Genomic DNA, 15,558 nt, shown 5'->3' on the forward strand with positions numbered 1-15,558 from the left:
TAGTTTTAAAAACCGGTACTTTAAATTAAAAATTGATCATGAAGAATGATAAGGTCGTGCCGTTTCCATGGCGGTGATTCCTCTAGAAAACCTAGCGCTGTCTTTTGTTCAGCTAACGGTGCTTGATAGATGAAATCATAGGAATGTTCTAGACTAGGCAAGATAAATTGAAAGTCCAAGGATGCTGCCACTTGCAGCTGTAATTCATCCTGACCTTCAACTACGATTTGTTCGTTAGAACAACAACCTGACTTTTCCATGGAATCCATTCCACACGAGTCAGCCTGATGATTAACGGCAGTATCGACTAGAAAACTACCACAAAAATGTTGATCAATCACTAATCCTTGCGTAGAAGCAAGGACAAGTAAAGCTAAGAAAACAGCTTTTATTTGATAGATCAATTTCATGGTTACAAAGATACAAAAAGTATGCCTTTAGGCGGATTAATTCCATTTTGGATTTTGATGATGTAAAATTGTGTAACTTAGTTAGGCTATTCAGTATCAATACAATGAAATTACAAAATGAAGTTGTTTTACGTCCCAGGTTTAAGCTTGTTGTTCCTATGCCTGTTACTGAAGTTATAGAGCGATTACAAACTACACCAGGAACAGCATCTACCATCTATACTTCAATTTTAGACGGTCATATCTTTATCAAGATCAATAAAGAAGAGAGACACTTCTGGTCACCACACCTTCATATTGAATCAGAAGAAACTGACGATAATCAAACCTTGCTAAAGGGAACCTTTGGTCCCAATCCTACTGCTTGGACCTTTTTTATGTTCCTACATTTTGTACTAGCTGGTTGTTTTCTGGCTGCTGCTATATGGTGTTATACCAATGTCGTTGTCGGTGCCTCTACTAGACTTCCTGTGATAGGCATGGTTGTAATAGTGTTATTATGGATTGCCTTTTACATTTTGGGTAGGTTGGGTAAAAAAAAAGGCCGAGCCTCAATCCAGAGTACTGTATGAATTTTTACAAGCTCGTGTGTCACATCCTTAAACTTGAATAAGTCAATTGCCTTATTGAATAATCATAGGTATTAAGTCAATTTTGATTCATTGAATTTAATATCATGAGAAATTTTATACTCGTTATTTTTTTAGTTGTACTTACTACTTCATGTGACTTGAACGGTTATGGTCCCAAGGTGCAAACCGGTGGAGTAGAAGTATATTACAAGCCCAATGAATTAGAGAATCAGGCTCAAAGCTTGTCGGTGTTGTTAGATAGCCTGGAGTATGGCAAGAATGGCACTGTGAGTTTTCAAGTTATAAAAGACAGCATCATTAATCTTAAAATGGTTACTGATCCCACTTATTATTCTGATACTTCCATGGATTATGCCTTGAATGCAATGAGTATTATTTCACAAATTGAAATATTTAAAGACGAGAGTGTGCAGTTCCATATTTGTGATGAAACTTTTAATGTAAAACGTTCTTTAGAGGTAATTAAAAACGAGTAGTTTGATATCTGTTTTAATCGTTTTGGGCCTGATAAGCTCGTTATCTATTCCTGTATTGATTTACACAACAACCAGCCAGCCCAAGGATAAGGTATTGCTTTTAAGAACGATTAGTTTGGGTATGGTAATTTGGAGTGCCATTATGGGTTATGTATGGTTGTTTTATCTAGCATTAATAACCAGTCTTCCTTTTCTAGTTATTGGATTCCTACTTTTAATCACATCGTATTTATACAAAGCGAAGTCAAAAGATAGGAGGAAGCAAAATAAGTATTTAGACAAGTTGGTTTGGTTCCTGTTAATCATTGCAATTGGAGTGAACTACCTAGGATATTCAACATTTATTTGATGCTATGATTGTAAAAATAGTTTTGATAGCCGGTAAAGCCAGGTACATTCCTATGAGTTTAATCTGTCTTGTTTGTTGCGTGTGTATCTTAGTAATCGCCTTGTTTTTATTAGAAAACGCATGGCGTAAATCCCTTTACAAACAATTGAAAGCAAAGTCTAAGTTGCTGGATCAGGCTAGGTTGCAAAATAACTTTTTAATAGCCTTGTGTAAGGATGCGTATAACCGCTGGTAAAAATTAGTATATTTAAAGTGTAGTGAAAATAAGAACCGCCATAGTAGATGATAACAGCTTTTTAATTCACGCTGTAAAGGAAAAGCTTAGCTTTTTTGAAGACATACAGGTGCGGTTAACCGCGACAAACGGTAAGGATTTATTAGAAAAACTCGAACAAAATAGTCGGATAGACCTTATTCTTATGGATATAGAAATGCCTGTAATGGATGGTATTGAAGCTACACAACTCGTAAAACAGCGTTATCCTCACATAAAAATAGTAATGCTTACGGTCTTTGACAACGACAGCAATATATTCAATGCGATAAGAGCTGGCGCCGACGGTTACCTACTCAAGGATGTTGATCCCGATAAATTACATGCAGGAATCCTACAAACCTTAAACGGTGGCGCAGCAATGAATCCAGCGATAGCCTTAAAAACCTTAAAACTATTACGCTTACCAGAACAACTTAATAATCTAAGTGAGCACAAGGAGGATTTCGCTTTAAGCGAAAGAGAACAACAAGTACTTGAACAATTAGCTAGCGGTTTATCCTATACTGTAATTGCAAAAAACCTGATTCTTTCACCCAGTACAGTGCGCAAGCATATTGAAAATATCTACAAAAAATTACAAGTACACAGTAAGTTAGAAGCAGTAAGTAAAGCTCGTAAACACAATATCATATAGAACATGAAAAGACTGCTCTATCTTTTTATAATCCTGTTGCTTACCAGTACCGGAGTAACTACCGCACAACAATCCAACCCGACTAAACTAGACAGCTTGTTGCAACTGGCAGCAGCAAAACCCAACGATAGTTTAGCCATCATTCATTTGCACAAACAGTTTTTTGTGTACGTCTACAGAGAACCGCAAATTGCCAAGGCACTAGCCGATACTACCATCAATAGAACGGCACAACCACCGCATGATTACCTACACGCTCAATCCTTAATGCGCAAGGGAATTTACTACGACGTGATCAGTAAAACAGACAGTGCGTTGCAACTCTATAACCAAGTGCTCAAAATCGCCAGTGTTAATAAAGATACGGTTTCACTGGCAGGAGCTTACAACAATATAGGATTAGTCAAATGGAACCGTACCGAGCTCGAGGCTGCTATGCAAGACTTTATTCAAAGTTCTACCTTGTTTAAACAATTAGGAAACACCTATGGATTGGCTAGTGCTCAAAACAACATAGGTTTAATTTTATACGACCTAGGTCGCTATGACGAGGCGCTAGAATACCACAAAAGCTCATTAAAATCTAGGATACAACGTCAGGATTCCTATGGAATAGGAGCGAGTTATTCTAATATTGCCACGGCGTTTTCAAAATTAAATCAGCCCGACAGCGTGCGCTATTACACCTATAAAGCCATTGATGCCAAGCTCAAATCTGGTGACAAACGAGGACTAGCCATCGCCTATCAAAACCTAGCCATTGATTACAGAAGAAAAAATGTACTAGATAGCGCCTTGCATTACTCCATTAAGGCTGACGAGATGTACAAAGCCTCTGGGTTTAAAAGATTGTCCTCAAACAACCTACAAGTCCTGGCCGAATTGTATTTTCTAGACAAGCAATACAAGAAAGGTCTTGCTACCATCAATGAATCTATCGCTCTACAGGATTCAGCCGATTATAAAAACACAGCCGAAGCCTACAAAATCAAAGCACGCATTGAAGCCGGCTTAAAAGATTATAGAGCAAGCGCTCGTTCCTATGCACAAGTATTGCAAGCTAGAGACAGTTTTGATTACGAACGCAGGTCAGACCAAGCCCAAGACTATTTTGAAAAATACAAAACCGCCGAAAAAGAGCAAGAAATCACCTTGCAACGCGCCGTAATTGCCGAAAATCAATTGAAAATCCAAAAGCAAAATCAAATGCTGTACCTCAGTATCGCAGCCCTATTTATATTGGGATTAATAGGATTTGTGATTTACAGACAGCAACAACTTAAAAACCACCAATTAAAAAAAGAAAAAGAACTAGAACTAGCTCTTGCCAAAATAGAAACCCAAAACAAATTACAAACACAGCGTTTACGTATCTCCAGAGATCTGCACGATAACATAGGTTCCCAACTCACCTATATCATCAGTACCATAGACAATCTAGCCTATGCCCTTAAAAATACCCAACCTATCATACAAGATAAATTAAGCGGTTTAGGAACCTTTACCCGTTCCACCATTGCCGAGCTTAGAGACACCATTTGGGCCATGAATTTAAACGACATTAGTCTGGATAAAATAAATGAACGCATTCATGCCGTTGTCGTAAATTTCAATTCTTTAGAGGAGCACGAGCCAGTCATTACCACACAATTAGTCAATGATACCAGTGTCACCTTTACCTCAGAGATAGGCATGCACGTATTCAGAATAATACAAGAAGCCCTAAACAATGCTGTAAAATACGCACACACTGCTATTGAGATACACTCAGTGATTGAACAAGATCAATTAATCTTTACCATCAAGGATCACGGACCAGGGTTTCAAGTAGAAACAGTATCCAGCGGTAATGGAATATCCAATATGAAGCATCGAGCCAGTAAGATAGGAGCTACCTTTACGATAGATACACAGGTAGAAACCGGTACGGTAATTACACTACGCATTCCCTTGCACATTGCTCTTGATCAAACCGCTTAAAAATACAATCCTAAAACGGTTGTCTGCTTATTATATAAGCAAGTAAAGCGAGTATATATCCGGCATTCAAATAATAAAACCTATTAGTTTCTTCCTATTTTTTTCGCTTTCGCGAAAACGTGGAAAAGTACCCACTAATTGACACTACGAGCTACACTAGAAACAGGAGAGCATTGAACGCTAGCGAAATGGCCTGAACGACCGTAGGTATCGTCCAGCAACGGTCTAGTATAAGAATAGTAGCGGATTTTGAACCGCTAACTTTTCGGTTAAACGCAGACCTTTTTTTAATTTACCTTATTTCGTTTTAGCGATTAAACCGCTATTATTTTTATACATTGTTGTGCCTAGTATTTTTCCATTCTCTTAGATACTTTATTGGAAATGGTAATACTGTCAAATCTCCATTCTTAACAAAGTCTACATTCATAAGGGGAAGTATTTTGTCAAAAACATATTCAGAATTTCCATAAGTTTCAATTTCTCTAATGACTGAAGCTCTTGATATAGATTGTTGAATTCCCTTTCCTTTTATACCAACAAAATAAAAGTTTCTTTCGTTTTCCTTAAAAGAATGAATATCTAACTGACTATCTAAAATTTCATACCTTGACTTATGTCTAAAATAAGACTTTAATACTTCTCCTGTTTCCTTCTTAACTTTTTTGACAAAGATTTTTTATCATTTCTGTTTTTGAAACAATTTAGTAGGTTTTTCTTATTCCAGTTCTCAATTTGTTTTATTTCGTTTTCGAATTCTATAACTTTTTCCGTTTCAAACACTTCATTCACTATAGATAATGCTAAATCTTTTTTGATACTTATTTTAGAGTTTTCTTTTTTAAAGTATCATTTATTTTTTCAAATTCTGGAAGTGTAAAGTTGTTGGTTCGCTTTATAATATTAATGTTTCCAATATCGTCTTTTACAATAAATTCAATATTATTGTCATTATCATAAATTGAACATAATTCATAATATTCATTTTGATTAAATAAATCTGATTCGAATTTTTCATAGCTCAAAAGTCCATTTGGATCAATGGTCAAGAAGTAGAAATCGTTATTACTTTTAATGCCAAAAATCCATTTGTTCTTGTAGTTATATCTAGACCAATCAATTATTGATATTTTTTGTTCTCAATATCATTTTTAATTACTAATTCTTTAAGAATTGCTTTGATACTTGCTTTTGAGTTTAGTTTGAAATCTTCAAAAGTTATATGTTGGATATTATAAGAAGGTTTATATGGGTCTTTCTGTTCGTATTTTTGATAAAAATTCTTATTATGGATTAGCTTAACATTATAACCCATTTTGTTCTCTTTTTTAGATAATTCAATTTTGAATTTGGAATATGAGTTTCAATTTCTTCTTTAATACTTTCAAGATGTTCGTTAGAGTTTTCATCTTTGATACCATCAATTAAAAAAATGCTTTCGTTTATTTTATAATAATCAAAAGTATTTGAATGTCGAATTACATTATTAGTTACAATACTTTTAAATTGAATACTTAAATAGTTGGATAGTTTATCTTTAATGCTATCAAAAACATCTGATAGCATTCCTATTTTACTATTTTTAAATTCATTTAGATTACTAAAATCTAAAAATGGAATATTATTTTTTCTAATGAACCCTTTTTTGAAGTCTGTTTTAAAATGTATAGATTTTCTCCTTTAATACTTTCGCTAGGTAAAACACGTTTGAGTGTGTTAGTTGAATGAACAAAAGTATACTTTGGATATTCTTCGAGTTTCTTTTTTGAAAAATCCATTTGTTTACTAAGTAAAACACATGAAAATGTTTTTACGTTTAATTGTAAACAACAATTAGGGGCAATATAAAACTCTAAGCCTACAATTTTAAAAATCTGCTCTTTATCTTTTGATTTACTAATTTTTAAATGATTTGGATTGAATAAATAAAGTTTTCCAGTCAGATTGTTAAATGTTAGTCTTTTATGATTTGGCGTTGCTATTGAGTTAATTAATAATTGAGAAAGTGTATGAGTTTCTAACAACTCAAGTTCAGTTTTATTTAAAATCTTAAAAGATAGTTTGTCGCCATCTTCAATTTTTTCAAGTTGTTTTGATAAATCAACTTTAGAAATAAAATTTTTATCAAACAACGCATAAAAAGATTTACCTCTTTCAAAAATGGCACTTTTAGCGTTTAACTCAAGTTCAATTTTGTCAAGTATCAATGCCCCATATTTTATGAAATTTTCAGAAGTAGAAAACTTAACAATTGTATGTTCTTTCACTAATTGCTGAAAGTTAAATCGTATGTTTAATTGATTTGTTTTACAAGCTTGCATAAGTGTTAATCTCTTTTAAAATTGAATGATTTAACTCTTTTGTTTCTGAATTCCATAAAAAAGGAACTTCAACTATTTTTCCGTCAGTAGATTTAACTATTTGCCAATTGTTGGTAGAAAGAATATTTATTATAAACACTTTATCAGCTTGTACTTTTTCCAATTTCTTTCTGATCTTTAATTCTTGATTTTCAAATCCAATTTCTGTAGTTTCCTTCCAGTGTTTAAAATCTACATAGATATTTGAATCTTTTATTTTGAAATCAAAAATTTCATAATTCTCTGTTGACAGTTCTTCAAGTTGAATTCCAAAATGTTTTTCAAAAATAAATTTGCCAATTTCTTCACCTAAAGTTCCTTTGTAAATGTTATTGAACATAACTGGTGGTATAATATACTTATTGCTTTTGAACGATTTTGCCCATTTCTTTTCATTAAAAAGGTCTTTTACTCCATCTATTTCCAAAAGTTCATTTAGCCTTGCAGTTTCAGAAGAAATTTCACTTCCATTATTAGATTTAAAATCAACAATTACATTCTTGAAATCATTGAAGAAATCAGATTTTTTTAGTTCATAGTGATATTTGTTAGATGGATTTGGCAATTCAACATATAAATCTAAAATGCGATTTAAATTCAAGGTATTTATATCTTGCTCTGATATCGTTGGAAAACGCAAGCACATTTCTCTTAACTTTTCCCATTCTTTTACTCGCTTTTCATTCCACCCCCAATCTTCGTTTGATATAAATTTTTGAATTAAGGAATGAACTTTTTTGTTAGTTGTAGTTGCTAAATTTTTAAACGTAAAATCTGTCTGCTGATGCATTTTGATTTGTTGTTTACTTGAATTAACCAAAGTTTTAAATTCATTTAGTACTAAGTTGTTTTCTGTGTCAAAATTGCAAATCAGTTTGTCTAATTCTTTATCTGCATAAATGTAGATATTTGGTGCTTTTAAATTTGTCCTACAAATTCTTCCAATTGCTTGAATGATGTATTTAGCGTAATGCTGTTTAATATTATCATCTTGATAAAGGTTGACTTTTGGTTTACCTAAGTCTCCTTTAGTATTAAAAGATGCTAATAAGTGTTTAAATGCTCTAGTAACTTCTGTGTTTAATTGGTGTATGGAAATGATTCCAACTTGTGTTAAAAATTCTAATTGAAAAAGGTATTTAATAAAACCTTCCTCATTTAAATCCTTATTAATTTGCTGTATAATATGTGTTGGCTTGTCTAAATAAATAGCATTAATATCAGTCTTTCCTTTAGTGTTCCAGTTAAATAGTTTTTTGCTTCTAACATTTATTAGATTTTGGGGATTTGGTGCTATAAACTGTAAATTTTGTCCAGCTCCCATTGTCTGATACATAGAGATGATAAAGACTTTTTTCCTTCCTCAAGACGTTTTATAAAGTTTTGTTTTTTGTTATCAAAGTCGTTACTATTTATGACTAGATAGGCATTTTTAACCTTAAATTTGTCATTGATTATGAATTCGTTAACAAGGTTGTTTTCTTCAATTAGGATTTTAAATATTTCTTCCAAAATAGATAAGTCAAGAGCTTTATCGTTCCATTTTGGTTCTTTGTTTAATAAGCAAAGAAACCCTTTAATATCATCTTGAATTAAAAATTGCTTAAAAGAAAATGAAATCTTAAAGTATCGATTAAGTAGATAGCCATTAATTTTATATTTTTTATTTTAATCTTTCCTAAGATATCATTAGCTAATTCTTTACTATTGAATAATTTGGAAAAATCCGCTTGATACTTTTCAAATTCAACATCATTGGGTTTTAGATACCCTAACCACTCTGTTTGAATCTTTGTTTTAGAATAGTATTTATTCTGCTCATTAAATAAATCAGTTAGAATTTTATTTTCTTCATTATTTAATTCTATAAATTTTGAACCAAGTTGTCTTTTAAAATAGGTAATGTCGTAATTACCTGTAACCGTTTTTACTAGTGCAGTTGCAGAAATTCCTATAACTTTTGATTTTTCAGCAAGTTTTAATAAAAACTTTTCAGGTGTATTTTGGAAACTGTAAATAAATGTTTTAGTTTTTGATTGATGAGAATCATCATCTACAAAATCATAATACCTAAAACCATTTTCATAAACACTCAAATCATAATTAAGTTCAGCTTTTCCGTTTTTGTTTTTGTTGGTTTTTCTCTAGCACTTAAAATATTATCGATTAAAAAGTTTTTGTATTTAGTATCTAAACCAAACTCTTCAATAACAGTACTTAATGCTAAGTCAAACGTAAATTCAGCCCTTCTTGGGTTGCTTTCTCTTTCTTGTGTTTCAAGTTGCTGATAATTTTCTGCAATACTTTTTAACACTCCACTAAAATAATTTACAAAGCCTTTTATTTGGTTCAATAAATGAACCATACTTTCGCCTTTGGGTTTTGTGTCTTCAAAAATTATTTCATTTGTTTTAGATGATTTGTTTTTATTCAAACGAATAAATCTTTTATCGTTTCGATAAACAGAATGATATTGAAAATCGTGAAACAATAAATTTCTTTGATTTATATTTTCATTTTCGTTATTTTGGGTTTTAAAGCTGTAGTTAAGTTGATATTTGGTTACAATTTCTTCTGATTTTTTTAATAAGACTTCTTGGATGTCGTGAAGTGGTAAACCATAATTATTATCAATTAATTCTTGTCTTTTTTCTGAGTGTGTTATGAATTTTTGAGGGAAAACATTTTTTGATAATGCCCAATAAATTTCTGTAAAAAGATGAATGAAATCAATTCGTTGTTTTTTCCTTTCTCAATAATATTTTTGAGAATGTTGTCTTTTGTAGCATCAAATTCATCTATGAAAATAATTGCATCTTTTGTCAAGTCATTTTCTAAGAAAGAATAAGATGGTTCTACTAACGTACTATTTTTATGATAGAATTTATCAATACTTAAGAAGAATACTTTTCTTTTTGATGTAAAAACAGCAGGATAAAGTTCGCCAATCCATTTTAGGTCATCATTGGTTTGTATTGCTTTAATTCGTTCTTGTCTATTATTAAAATTGTCTTTTAAATACTTTTCAATTATTCTCCTAAACTTTGGTTCGAAATCGGTTCGAAGTTCATCTTTAAGTTTTGAAACATATACTTTTAACGAATTGTTCTTTTCGTTGTTTTTTATTTCGGTAACATTACTTTTAATAGAATAAAAAACTTTGTGGTTTTTGAAATAGTCGTTTATAGAGTTTTCTACATCTTGAAAACGCTTAACTAGACAGTCAGAGTTTGAGTCTAAAAAAGTAATATCTTTCTCAAATTCAGGAAGTTTCTTTTTAGGTATAAAAAAATCATCTCTCAATTCATCAAAAGGAAGATTCTTTTTAAGATTTGTCACAAAAAATATCTTTCTATTTTCTTTGCAATAGCTTTTATAATTTTCAAAAATCCAAGTTAAAACTGTGTGAGTTTTTCCAGAACCAGTAGGTGGGTTAAATAATAATAATCCGTTTTCTTTGTTACAGTGATTATTTAGGATTTCTATCATATTCGGGATGTTCTTCTATATTATGCACAACACGCACAGGTTATGGCGTGTTCACGCAGAATGCGTAATGTTCTATAGTGTGCGGTAGCTGTTGGTTTGGTTAGTATTTAGTTTTCTCAAATATATAGAATTCCACACCAATAAAGTAGGAGTGAAGACTAAGAAAATGAGACTATTGAATTGTGAAATAGGAATTATGTCATGATCCAAAGTATGCTAAAAACTAATCGAAAAAAGCTTGGTTTTTGGCTTAGTTCACTGTTGTGTGCAGTTTTTTATCCAATTGATTTTTTTGTTCATCAAATCTTTTTTTAATCCGTTCGACAGGATTTTTCTTTGAACCAAATTTTTTATGATAGGGAAGTGGTCCGTCGTATTCTTTGTCAACGTCATCTAACATTAAGTTTCTAAACCAAGAATTTATTTTCTCAAACAAGTTTTTCTTTTTATTTCTTTTCATTTTTTAATTCTTATAAGCCTGAATTCATATTTTCCATTTCGGTTTGTTAGTGTTCCGAATAAAGTGTCTTTATTGTCCGATAGCTTGTATTCAATTGAAATTTTATCAACAACATCAACTGGTTTTGCTAAAGAATCCCAATAGAAAGTTGGATAATCAAATTCTATTTTTGAGTCAGTAGCACGCCATTCTACTTTGTCGTATGGGTCTGCTGTTATTATTAAACTGTCAGGATAAAAAGTCCAATTAATTTTTTCGTTTTCCAATTCGTACCATTTTCCGTTCAATTTTTTTTCAGCAGAATTTTGTTCGCAAGAAAAAGTCAGAATGAAAATCAGAGAGATTGGTATGTAAAGTAGCTTTTTCAAAATACTGCCAACGGTTGGTTTAACCGAAGTTACGGTATTTAGTTGGTACAGTTAGGATTAAACACAGGTTTTATATTGTTGTGGCTAGTTTTTTATCCAAATGCATTTGTAAATCCAATTAAAATTCCCCAAATCAAAGCGTTAACTCCGATAACAAAACCAACTATTGAGAACAATCTATTTTTAGTTGAAACAGCCTCTTTCAAGAGTATTTTTATGTTATTAGGACTTATTTCTTTCTGAAACATTCTTTTCGAAATAAGCATTGAATGTTTGGCAATCAAATCATTTAAGTTCTCAAAAGTCAGAACGTATTTTCCGCTATTATCAATCGAAAAATGCCAGTATTCTAATCCGAGTTTCCCATTTTTACGGAACCGATAATTAGGAAAAGTTTTATTCAGTTTTATAAGGTTTCCGCTTTCCGATTTTAGTTCAGCCCTAAACTTTCCCTGATCATCGATAAACCCAGCACCTAAAAAACTAAGTGAATAAAGTACATTTGAATCCAACTGAATTTCTTTGCTTTCAGAGTCAAGAGTAAATTCAGCCACCAATTTATTTTTACTAGATTTAATTAAAATCTGGATTGAGTAAATCAGCAGTAGAAGTCCAAATATTCCAATAAGTATAAATGTTAACTGCATTGTTTTAATTTAACAACAACACGCATAGGTTATGGTGAGTTCACGCAGAATGCGCAGCGTTCTAAAGTGTACGGTAGCTGTTGGTTTGGTTAGTAATTAGTTTTCTCAAATATATAGAATTTCATACTTATAAAGTAGGAGTGAAGACTAAGAAAATGAGCCTATTGAATTGTAAAATCAGGATTATGTTAGAATCCAAATTACTCTAGAAACTAATCAAAAGAACACTCATGTTTTAGCTTAGTTCACTGTTACCTGTAGTGCTTTTATTTTTTATTCATTAGTTTATTCAGTCGTGGTTGTAAAATCCAAACTCCGATTGTGAAAAAGTATATTAAAAATATTTCTAAAATTAAATCCGTTGTTTTATGTTCAGTTTTTGATTCAGCACGTTTTAGAGTTTTTGCAGAAAAAATCACAATTTTGGTGATAGCTATAAGTCCGATAATTCCAGCCAAAGCAATAATCCAAGAGTCAATTCGATCGTAAGATTGAGTTAGCATATCACGAACATTTAGTCCGAAAGGAATTAATGAAATCAGATATAAAATCCACCAAATTCTCATTCTATTATTTGTTTCAATGTTTTTATTCAGAACATTACCAATTGAATAAATCCAACCAAGAAAAAGTCCGATGTACAATCCAAATGATAAAAACCAAAAGTCAGATTTTATGAAAATAAACATTTGAATTGTCCCAATAATCCAAATAAGAAAAATTTGCCAATTTTTTAATTTCAGAAAAATGTTCATTTAGTTCTCGTGATTTTCAGCATTACATCCAACACGCACAGGTTATGGCGAGTTCACACAGAAAGCGCAGTGTTATATAGTGTATGGTAGCCATTCTTGCATCCGACGAGTGCGTTTTTTTAAAAGCGGCATGAGAGGAATGCACAAATTTGCTATAACCGAAGTTGTGGACGGTACCAGTAACGCTGGTTAGTGTTTAGTTATTTAGGTTATAAATATAGTTAGATAAAAGCAAATTACAGCGACTTGTCTCCGACGAGCAAACGCAGTTTGCGAGAGGAAGACACGCGTGAAACTAACCTATAAGTTCAGGAGAGAATTGAGCGCTAGCGAAATGGCCTGAACGACCGTAGGTATCGTCCAGCAACGGTTTTGGCTATGAAAAGTTGCGTGGGTTAGCACGGACTTTTGCAAGTACACGACAAGTTGAAAATTCCGCAGGAATTTTCAGGATAAGCCTGTAATAGCAATTGTTTATAGCCATTGTTGTAACACGTTTTTATCTGTTTCTTATTAATTTATACAGCTTTAAAATACCGATTATCACAAAATGTGAAATCACAAATATTCCTCCATAAAATAGAACAACAAGGGAATTTCCATATCTGAAATTTTCGGCATTTGAAAATACGTAAATCATTATTAGAAAATAAATTACAAAAAAGAAAAAATTCCACTTGTAAAATACCTTATCATTTGATTTGAATATTCCAAATGATAGAAATCCAATCATCAATAAATATGCTATATAAAGCATTGTGAATTCGCTATCTATGGGAAACATTCTATTCTTTTTCTTTTATAAATTTCAAAAGGTCAATTAAATGCTGTTCCGAATGAGTTCTCATAGAAAATTCAAATTGCCAAAGAGCATCCATTTCGCTTGTATTGTCCATTTTCCATTTAACTACCAATAAATCTTTGATTATATCAGTTAAATCATCTAATGCGTCTCCAATTCCGATTTCTACATTTGGTTCCATTTTGTTTAAGTCCAAAACCATTGAATACCAATCTAAATCTGGAAAGTTGGATTTTACATTTTGCTTTATTTCGTCGTAATCAAAGTCAGGTTCTTCTTCATAATCCGTTTCGTCAAATTCAAACTCCACATTTAGAAATTCCGAGTAAATACCGACCAACAGTTTTTTTAGGACATCAGTTTTATCGGTCAGTTCCACTTTTGGATTTATTCCGAATTCTGTGATTTGGTCTATTAATTTTCTTAATTCACTCAATTTTGATGGTTTGGGTAAATGTGTTACAACGGTCTCGGCTATGACTTCGTGGCCAGCGCCAGCCGTTTTTTTGTTGATTTCAAGCTACGAAAAAATTGCCAAGCGATACGCCATGAGCTATAGCCATTGTTGTGCACTGGCTTTTATTCTTTCGTTGATTCGGTCAAATTGTTTCTCGCCCATTTCATTCCTTAGTTTTTCAGCATTCAATTCAACTAGTTGTCGCAATTGTTGGAATTCGCTTTGTTTTTCATTCCAAATTTCAGTTGGTATCGTTGAAACGGCTTGCAATAAATCTCCCTCGTAAAAGTCGCCTTCTGCTAAAATATTCTGGTTGAGTTTCTCAAGAGCAAGTTCTATCAAAAACTCAAGTCCAATTTTTTGTGAAATCAAAAGCCTTAATTGCTCGATTGTCAAGTCTTTGATTGGAATCTTTCTGTATTTATGACAGTTTATGACAAGCCCAGATGGAAACTCAATATCATCAGTCCAATAATCATTCTCCAACTGTTCAATTGATTTGTTTCTCATTGAATTCCAGCTTGTGCACAACTAGTTTATATAAGCAATATACCAAAAATTGACATTATACTACCCACAACGGTCTAGTGTATGATTTCGTTGCGTGTTTAAGCACTAAATTTAGCAAATAAATCACAGATAGAAAGTCCGCGAGGACTTTCGTAAGTAGACTATAACTAGCAATGAATTATACACATTGTTACCTGCTGGCTTTTATTTCGTTCGAGATTAAAATGGTAAATCATCATGTTCTTCTTCAACTTCTTTTGCTGGTTTTGGTAATTTTGTTTTAAAATATGACTGTAAAAAAAGTCCAACTGTAGTTACTGCATTAACTACAAAATAAGTGTAAACAGAGTCAGTAATTAAATAGTCTTCCTCAGTTTTTCCGTGGAAATCAGTTTTTTCACTTCTCAGTTTCTCTATTGACTGACTTATTGATAATAGTGAACTTCCAATAGTTCTTATTTCTATAGGATGACTATTGTTTAAAAAGTTAAACTCTTTTACTATTATCGAAGTCAATTTGTAAAGAGTTTCAGTACCTTTTGTTTTACTCTTTATTCTATCGTCTTTCAATATTTCTTTGACGATACTTTCCAAAGCTGAATTAGCCAAACCTATCGCAAGACTTGGGTCAGACTCAATTTGTTTAAATGCTTTTGTGAAAGTGTCATAAGCTGTTTTAAAGTCAGATTTTAATTCGTTTTTGAATGTTGGAATCGAAGGGATAAAATCAGGTGTATCAACTCCCATATCAATCGCCATTTTCAACAAGTCACTTCCGTTCATTGAGTGTAAAGTCCTCAATAAGTCTATGTCACCACTTTCTTTTTGAATAATCTGAAAATTCTCCCAATAGTTGTTCCATTCGTCAACTTCGTGCCATTTATCAATATAAAGGCTTACTTCCCGATAAGTTTTGTATTCAGCCCAAATAGCGTCGTGAACCGATTTCACAAGTTTCATTTGGTATTTTGGGGAAATAAGTTCATTCATA

19 protein-coding genes are annotated in these 15,558 nt (G+C 32.1%); 4 read left to right on the plus strand and 15 right to left on the minus strand.

Annotated features, from left to right (window positions below; translation table 11 throughout):
- Positions 1-20: 20 nt before the first annotated feature.
- Positions 21-410 (minus strand): HYC_CC_PP family protein, encoded by a 390-nt coding sequence (locus BST91_RS01305; RefSeq protein ID WP_085774201.1) that lies wholly within the window; start codon positions 408-410, stop codon positions 21-23.
- A gap of 104 nt (positions 411-514) precedes the next feature.
- On the opposite strand from BST91_RS01305, the gene BST91_RS01310 reads away from it, so the two are divergent.
- The 4 genes from BST91_RS01310 to BST91_RS01330 all read left to right on the plus strand — a co-directional run bounded on the left by BST91_RS01310 (position 515) and on the right by BST91_RS01330 (position 4,719).
- Entirely contained in the window at positions 515-982 is a 468-nt protein-coding gene (locus tag BST91_RS01310; protein WP_157546868.1) for a GTP-binding protein, read from the plus strand.
- A 104-nt stretch (positions 983-1,086) separates the two neighbouring features.
- Entirely contained in the window at positions 1,087-1,479 is a 393-nt protein-coding gene (locus BST91_RS01315; protein WP_085774203.1) for a hypothetical protein, read from the plus strand.
- A 606-nt stretch (positions 1,480-2,085) separates the two neighbouring features.
- Positions 2,086-2,739 (plus strand): response regulator, encoded by a 654-nt coding sequence (locus BST91_RS01325; protein ID WP_085774205.1) that lies wholly within the window; start codon positions 2,086-2,088, stop codon positions 2,737-2,739.
- A 3-nt stretch (positions 2,740-2,742) separates the two neighbouring features.
- Positions 2,743-4,719 (plus strand): tetratricopeptide repeat-containing sensor histidine kinase, encoded by a 1,977-nt coding sequence (locus BST91_RS01330; protein ID WP_085774206.1) that lies wholly within the window; start codon positions 2,743-2,745, stop codon positions 4,717-4,719.
- A gap of 821 nt (positions 4,720-5,540) precedes the next feature.
- On the opposite strand, the gene BST91_RS13170 is transcribed toward BST91_RS01330, so the two are convergent.
- From BST91_RS13170 to BST91_RS01415, 14 genes are all read right to left on the minus strand, one after another.
- The gene (locus tag BST91_RS13170; RefSeq protein WP_085774207.1) at positions 5,541-5,768 is read right to left on the minus strand and encodes a hypothetical protein; all 228 of its coding nucleotides are present in this window, start codon (positions 5,766-5,768) and stop codon (positions 5,541-5,543) included.
- A gap of 244 nt (positions 5,769-6,012) precedes the next feature.
- Positions 6,013-6,285: a hypothetical protein gene (locus tag BST91_RS01345; protein WP_085774209.1), complete on the minus strand. Its 273-nt coding sequence runs from the start codon at positions 6,283-6,285 to the stop codon at positions 6,013-6,015.
- A 41-nt stretch (positions 6,286-6,326) separates the two neighbouring features.
- Positions 6,327-7,040: a hypothetical protein gene (locus BST91_RS01350; protein WP_085774210.1), complete on the minus strand. Its 714-nt coding sequence runs from the start codon at positions 7,038-7,040 to the stop codon at positions 6,327-6,329.
- A complete protein-coding gene (locus BST91_RS01355) occupies positions 7,027-8,403 on the minus strand; it encodes a hypothetical protein (protein WP_085774211.1) in 1,377 nt (458 codons plus the stop codon). Before BST91_RS01355 ends, BST91_RS01350 begins: the two co-directional genes overlap by 14 nt.
- A gap of 268 nt (positions 8,404-8,671) precedes the next feature.
- Complete coding sequence (locus tag BST91_RS01365; RefSeq protein ID WP_085774213.1) at positions 8,672-9,175, minus strand: hypothetical protein; 504 nt, start codon at positions 9,173-9,175, stop codon at positions 8,672-8,674.
- Entirely contained in the window at positions 9,172-9,513 is a 342-nt protein-coding gene (locus tag BST91_RS01370) for a hypothetical protein (RefSeq protein WP_085774214.1), read from the minus strand. Before BST91_RS01370 ends, BST91_RS01365 begins: the two co-directional genes overlap by 4 nt.
- A gap of 227 nt (positions 9,514-9,740) precedes the next feature.
- Positions 9,741-10,568 carry a DEAD/DEAH box helicase family protein gene (locus BST91_RS01375; protein ID WP_085774215.1) on the minus strand — a complete coding sequence of 276 codons (828 nt, stop codon included), beginning with the start codon at positions 10,566-10,568 and terminating at the stop codon, positions 9,741-9,743.
- Positions 10,569-10,818: 250 nt separating this feature from the next.
- The gene (locus tag BST91_RS01380; protein ID WP_085774216.1) at positions 10,819-11,028 is read right to left on the minus strand and encodes a hypothetical protein; all 210 of its coding nucleotides are present in this window, start codon (positions 11,026-11,028) and stop codon (positions 10,819-10,821) included.
- Positions 11,025-11,294: a hypothetical protein gene (locus BST91_RS01385; protein WP_157546870.1), complete on the minus strand. Its 270-nt coding sequence runs from the start codon at positions 11,292-11,294 to the stop codon at positions 11,025-11,027. Before BST91_RS01385 ends, BST91_RS01380 begins: the two co-directional genes overlap by 4 nt.
- 194 nt (positions 11,295-11,488) lie before the next feature.
- Positions 11,489-12,043 carry a hypothetical protein gene (locus tag BST91_RS01390; protein ID WP_085774218.1) on the minus strand — a complete coding sequence of 185 codons (555 nt, stop codon included), beginning with the start codon at positions 12,041-12,043 and terminating at the stop codon, positions 11,489-11,491.
- Positions 12,044-12,309: 266 nt separating this feature from the next.
- Positions 12,310-12,798 (minus strand): hypothetical protein, encoded by a 489-nt coding sequence (locus BST91_RS01395; RefSeq protein ID WP_085774219.1) that lies wholly within the window; start codon positions 12,796-12,798, stop codon positions 12,310-12,312.
- A 785-nt stretch (positions 12,799-13,583) separates the two neighbouring features.
- The gene (locus BST91_RS01405) at positions 13,584-14,036 is read right to left on the minus strand and encodes a DUF5063 domain-containing protein (RefSeq protein ID WP_085774221.1); all 453 of its coding nucleotides are present in this window, start codon (positions 14,034-14,036) and stop codon (positions 13,584-13,586) included.
- Positions 14,037-14,153: 117 nt separating this feature from the next.
- On the minus strand, positions 14,154-14,567 hold the full coding sequence (locus BST91_RS01410; protein ID WP_085774222.1) for a contact-dependent growth inhibition system immunity protein: 414 nt from the start codon (positions 14,565-14,567) through the stop codon (positions 14,154-14,156).
- Between the two features lie 219 nt (positions 14,568-14,786).
- Positions 14,787-15,527 carry an abortive infection family protein gene (locus BST91_RS01415; RefSeq protein ID WP_211280399.1) on the minus strand — a complete coding sequence of 247 codons (741 nt, stop codon included), beginning with the start codon at positions 15,525-15,527 and terminating at the stop codon, positions 14,787-14,789.
- Between the last annotated feature and the right edge of the window lie 31 nt (positions 15,528-15,558).

Origin of the sequence: Nonlabens tegetincola (assembly GCF_002117085.1) — a bacterium.
Classification (GTDB): domain Bacteria; phylum Bacteroidota; class Bacteroidia; order Flavobacteriales; family Flavobacteriaceae; genus Nonlabens; species Nonlabens tegetincola.

Bases quoted from the DNA above. Each gene is read 5' to 3' on its own strand.
- BST91_RS01310 (WP_157546868.1), top strand. From the start codon at position 515: ATGAAATTACAAAATGAAGTTGTTTTACGTCCCAGGTTTAAGCTTGTT.
- BST91_RS01375 (WP_085774215.1), bottom strand. From the start codon at position 10,568: ATGATAGAAATCCTAAATAATCACTGTAACAAAGAAAACGGATTATTA.
- BST91_RS01390 (WP_085774218.1), bottom strand. From the start codon at position 12,043: ATGCAGTTAACATTTATACTTATTGGAATATTTGGACTTCTACTGCTG.
- BST91_RS01355 (WP_085774211.1), bottom strand. From the start codon at position 8,403: ATGGGAGCTGGACAAAATTTACAGTTTATAGCACCAAATCCCCAAAAT.
- BST91_RS01395 (WP_085774219.1), bottom strand. From the start codon at position 12,798: ATGAACATTTTTCTGAAATTAAAAAATTGGCAAATTTTTCTTATTTGG.
- BST91_RS01330 (WP_085774206.1), top strand. From the start codon at position 2,743: ATGAAAAGACTGCTCTATCTTTTTATAATCCTGTTGCTTACCAGTACC.
- BST91_RS01380 (WP_085774216.1), bottom strand. From the start codon at position 11,028: ATGAAAAGAAATAAAAAGAAAAACTTGTTTGAGAAAATAAATTCTTGG.
- BST91_RS01305 (WP_085774201.1), bottom strand. From the start codon at position 410: ATGAAATTGATCTATCAAATAAAAGCTGTTTTCTTAGCTTTACTTGTC.
- BST91_RS01350 (WP_085774210.1), bottom strand. From the start codon at position 7,040: ATGCAAGCTTGTAAAACAAATCAATTAAACATACGATTTAACTTTCAG.
- BST91_RS01345 (WP_085774209.1), bottom strand. From the start codon at position 6,285: ATGCTATCAGATGTTTTTGATAGCATTAAAGATAAACTATCCAACTAT.
- BST91_RS01415 (WP_211280399.1), bottom strand. From the start codon at position 15,527: ATGAAACTTGTGAAATCGGTTCACGACGCTATTTGGGCTGAATACAAA.
- BST91_RS01315 (WP_085774203.1), top strand. From the start codon at position 1,087: ATGAGAAATTTTATACTCGTTATTTTTTTAGTTGTACTTACTACTTCA.
- BST91_RS01410 (WP_085774222.1), bottom strand. From the start codon at position 14,567: ATGAGAAACAAATCAATTGAACAGTTGGAGAATGATTATTGGACTGAT.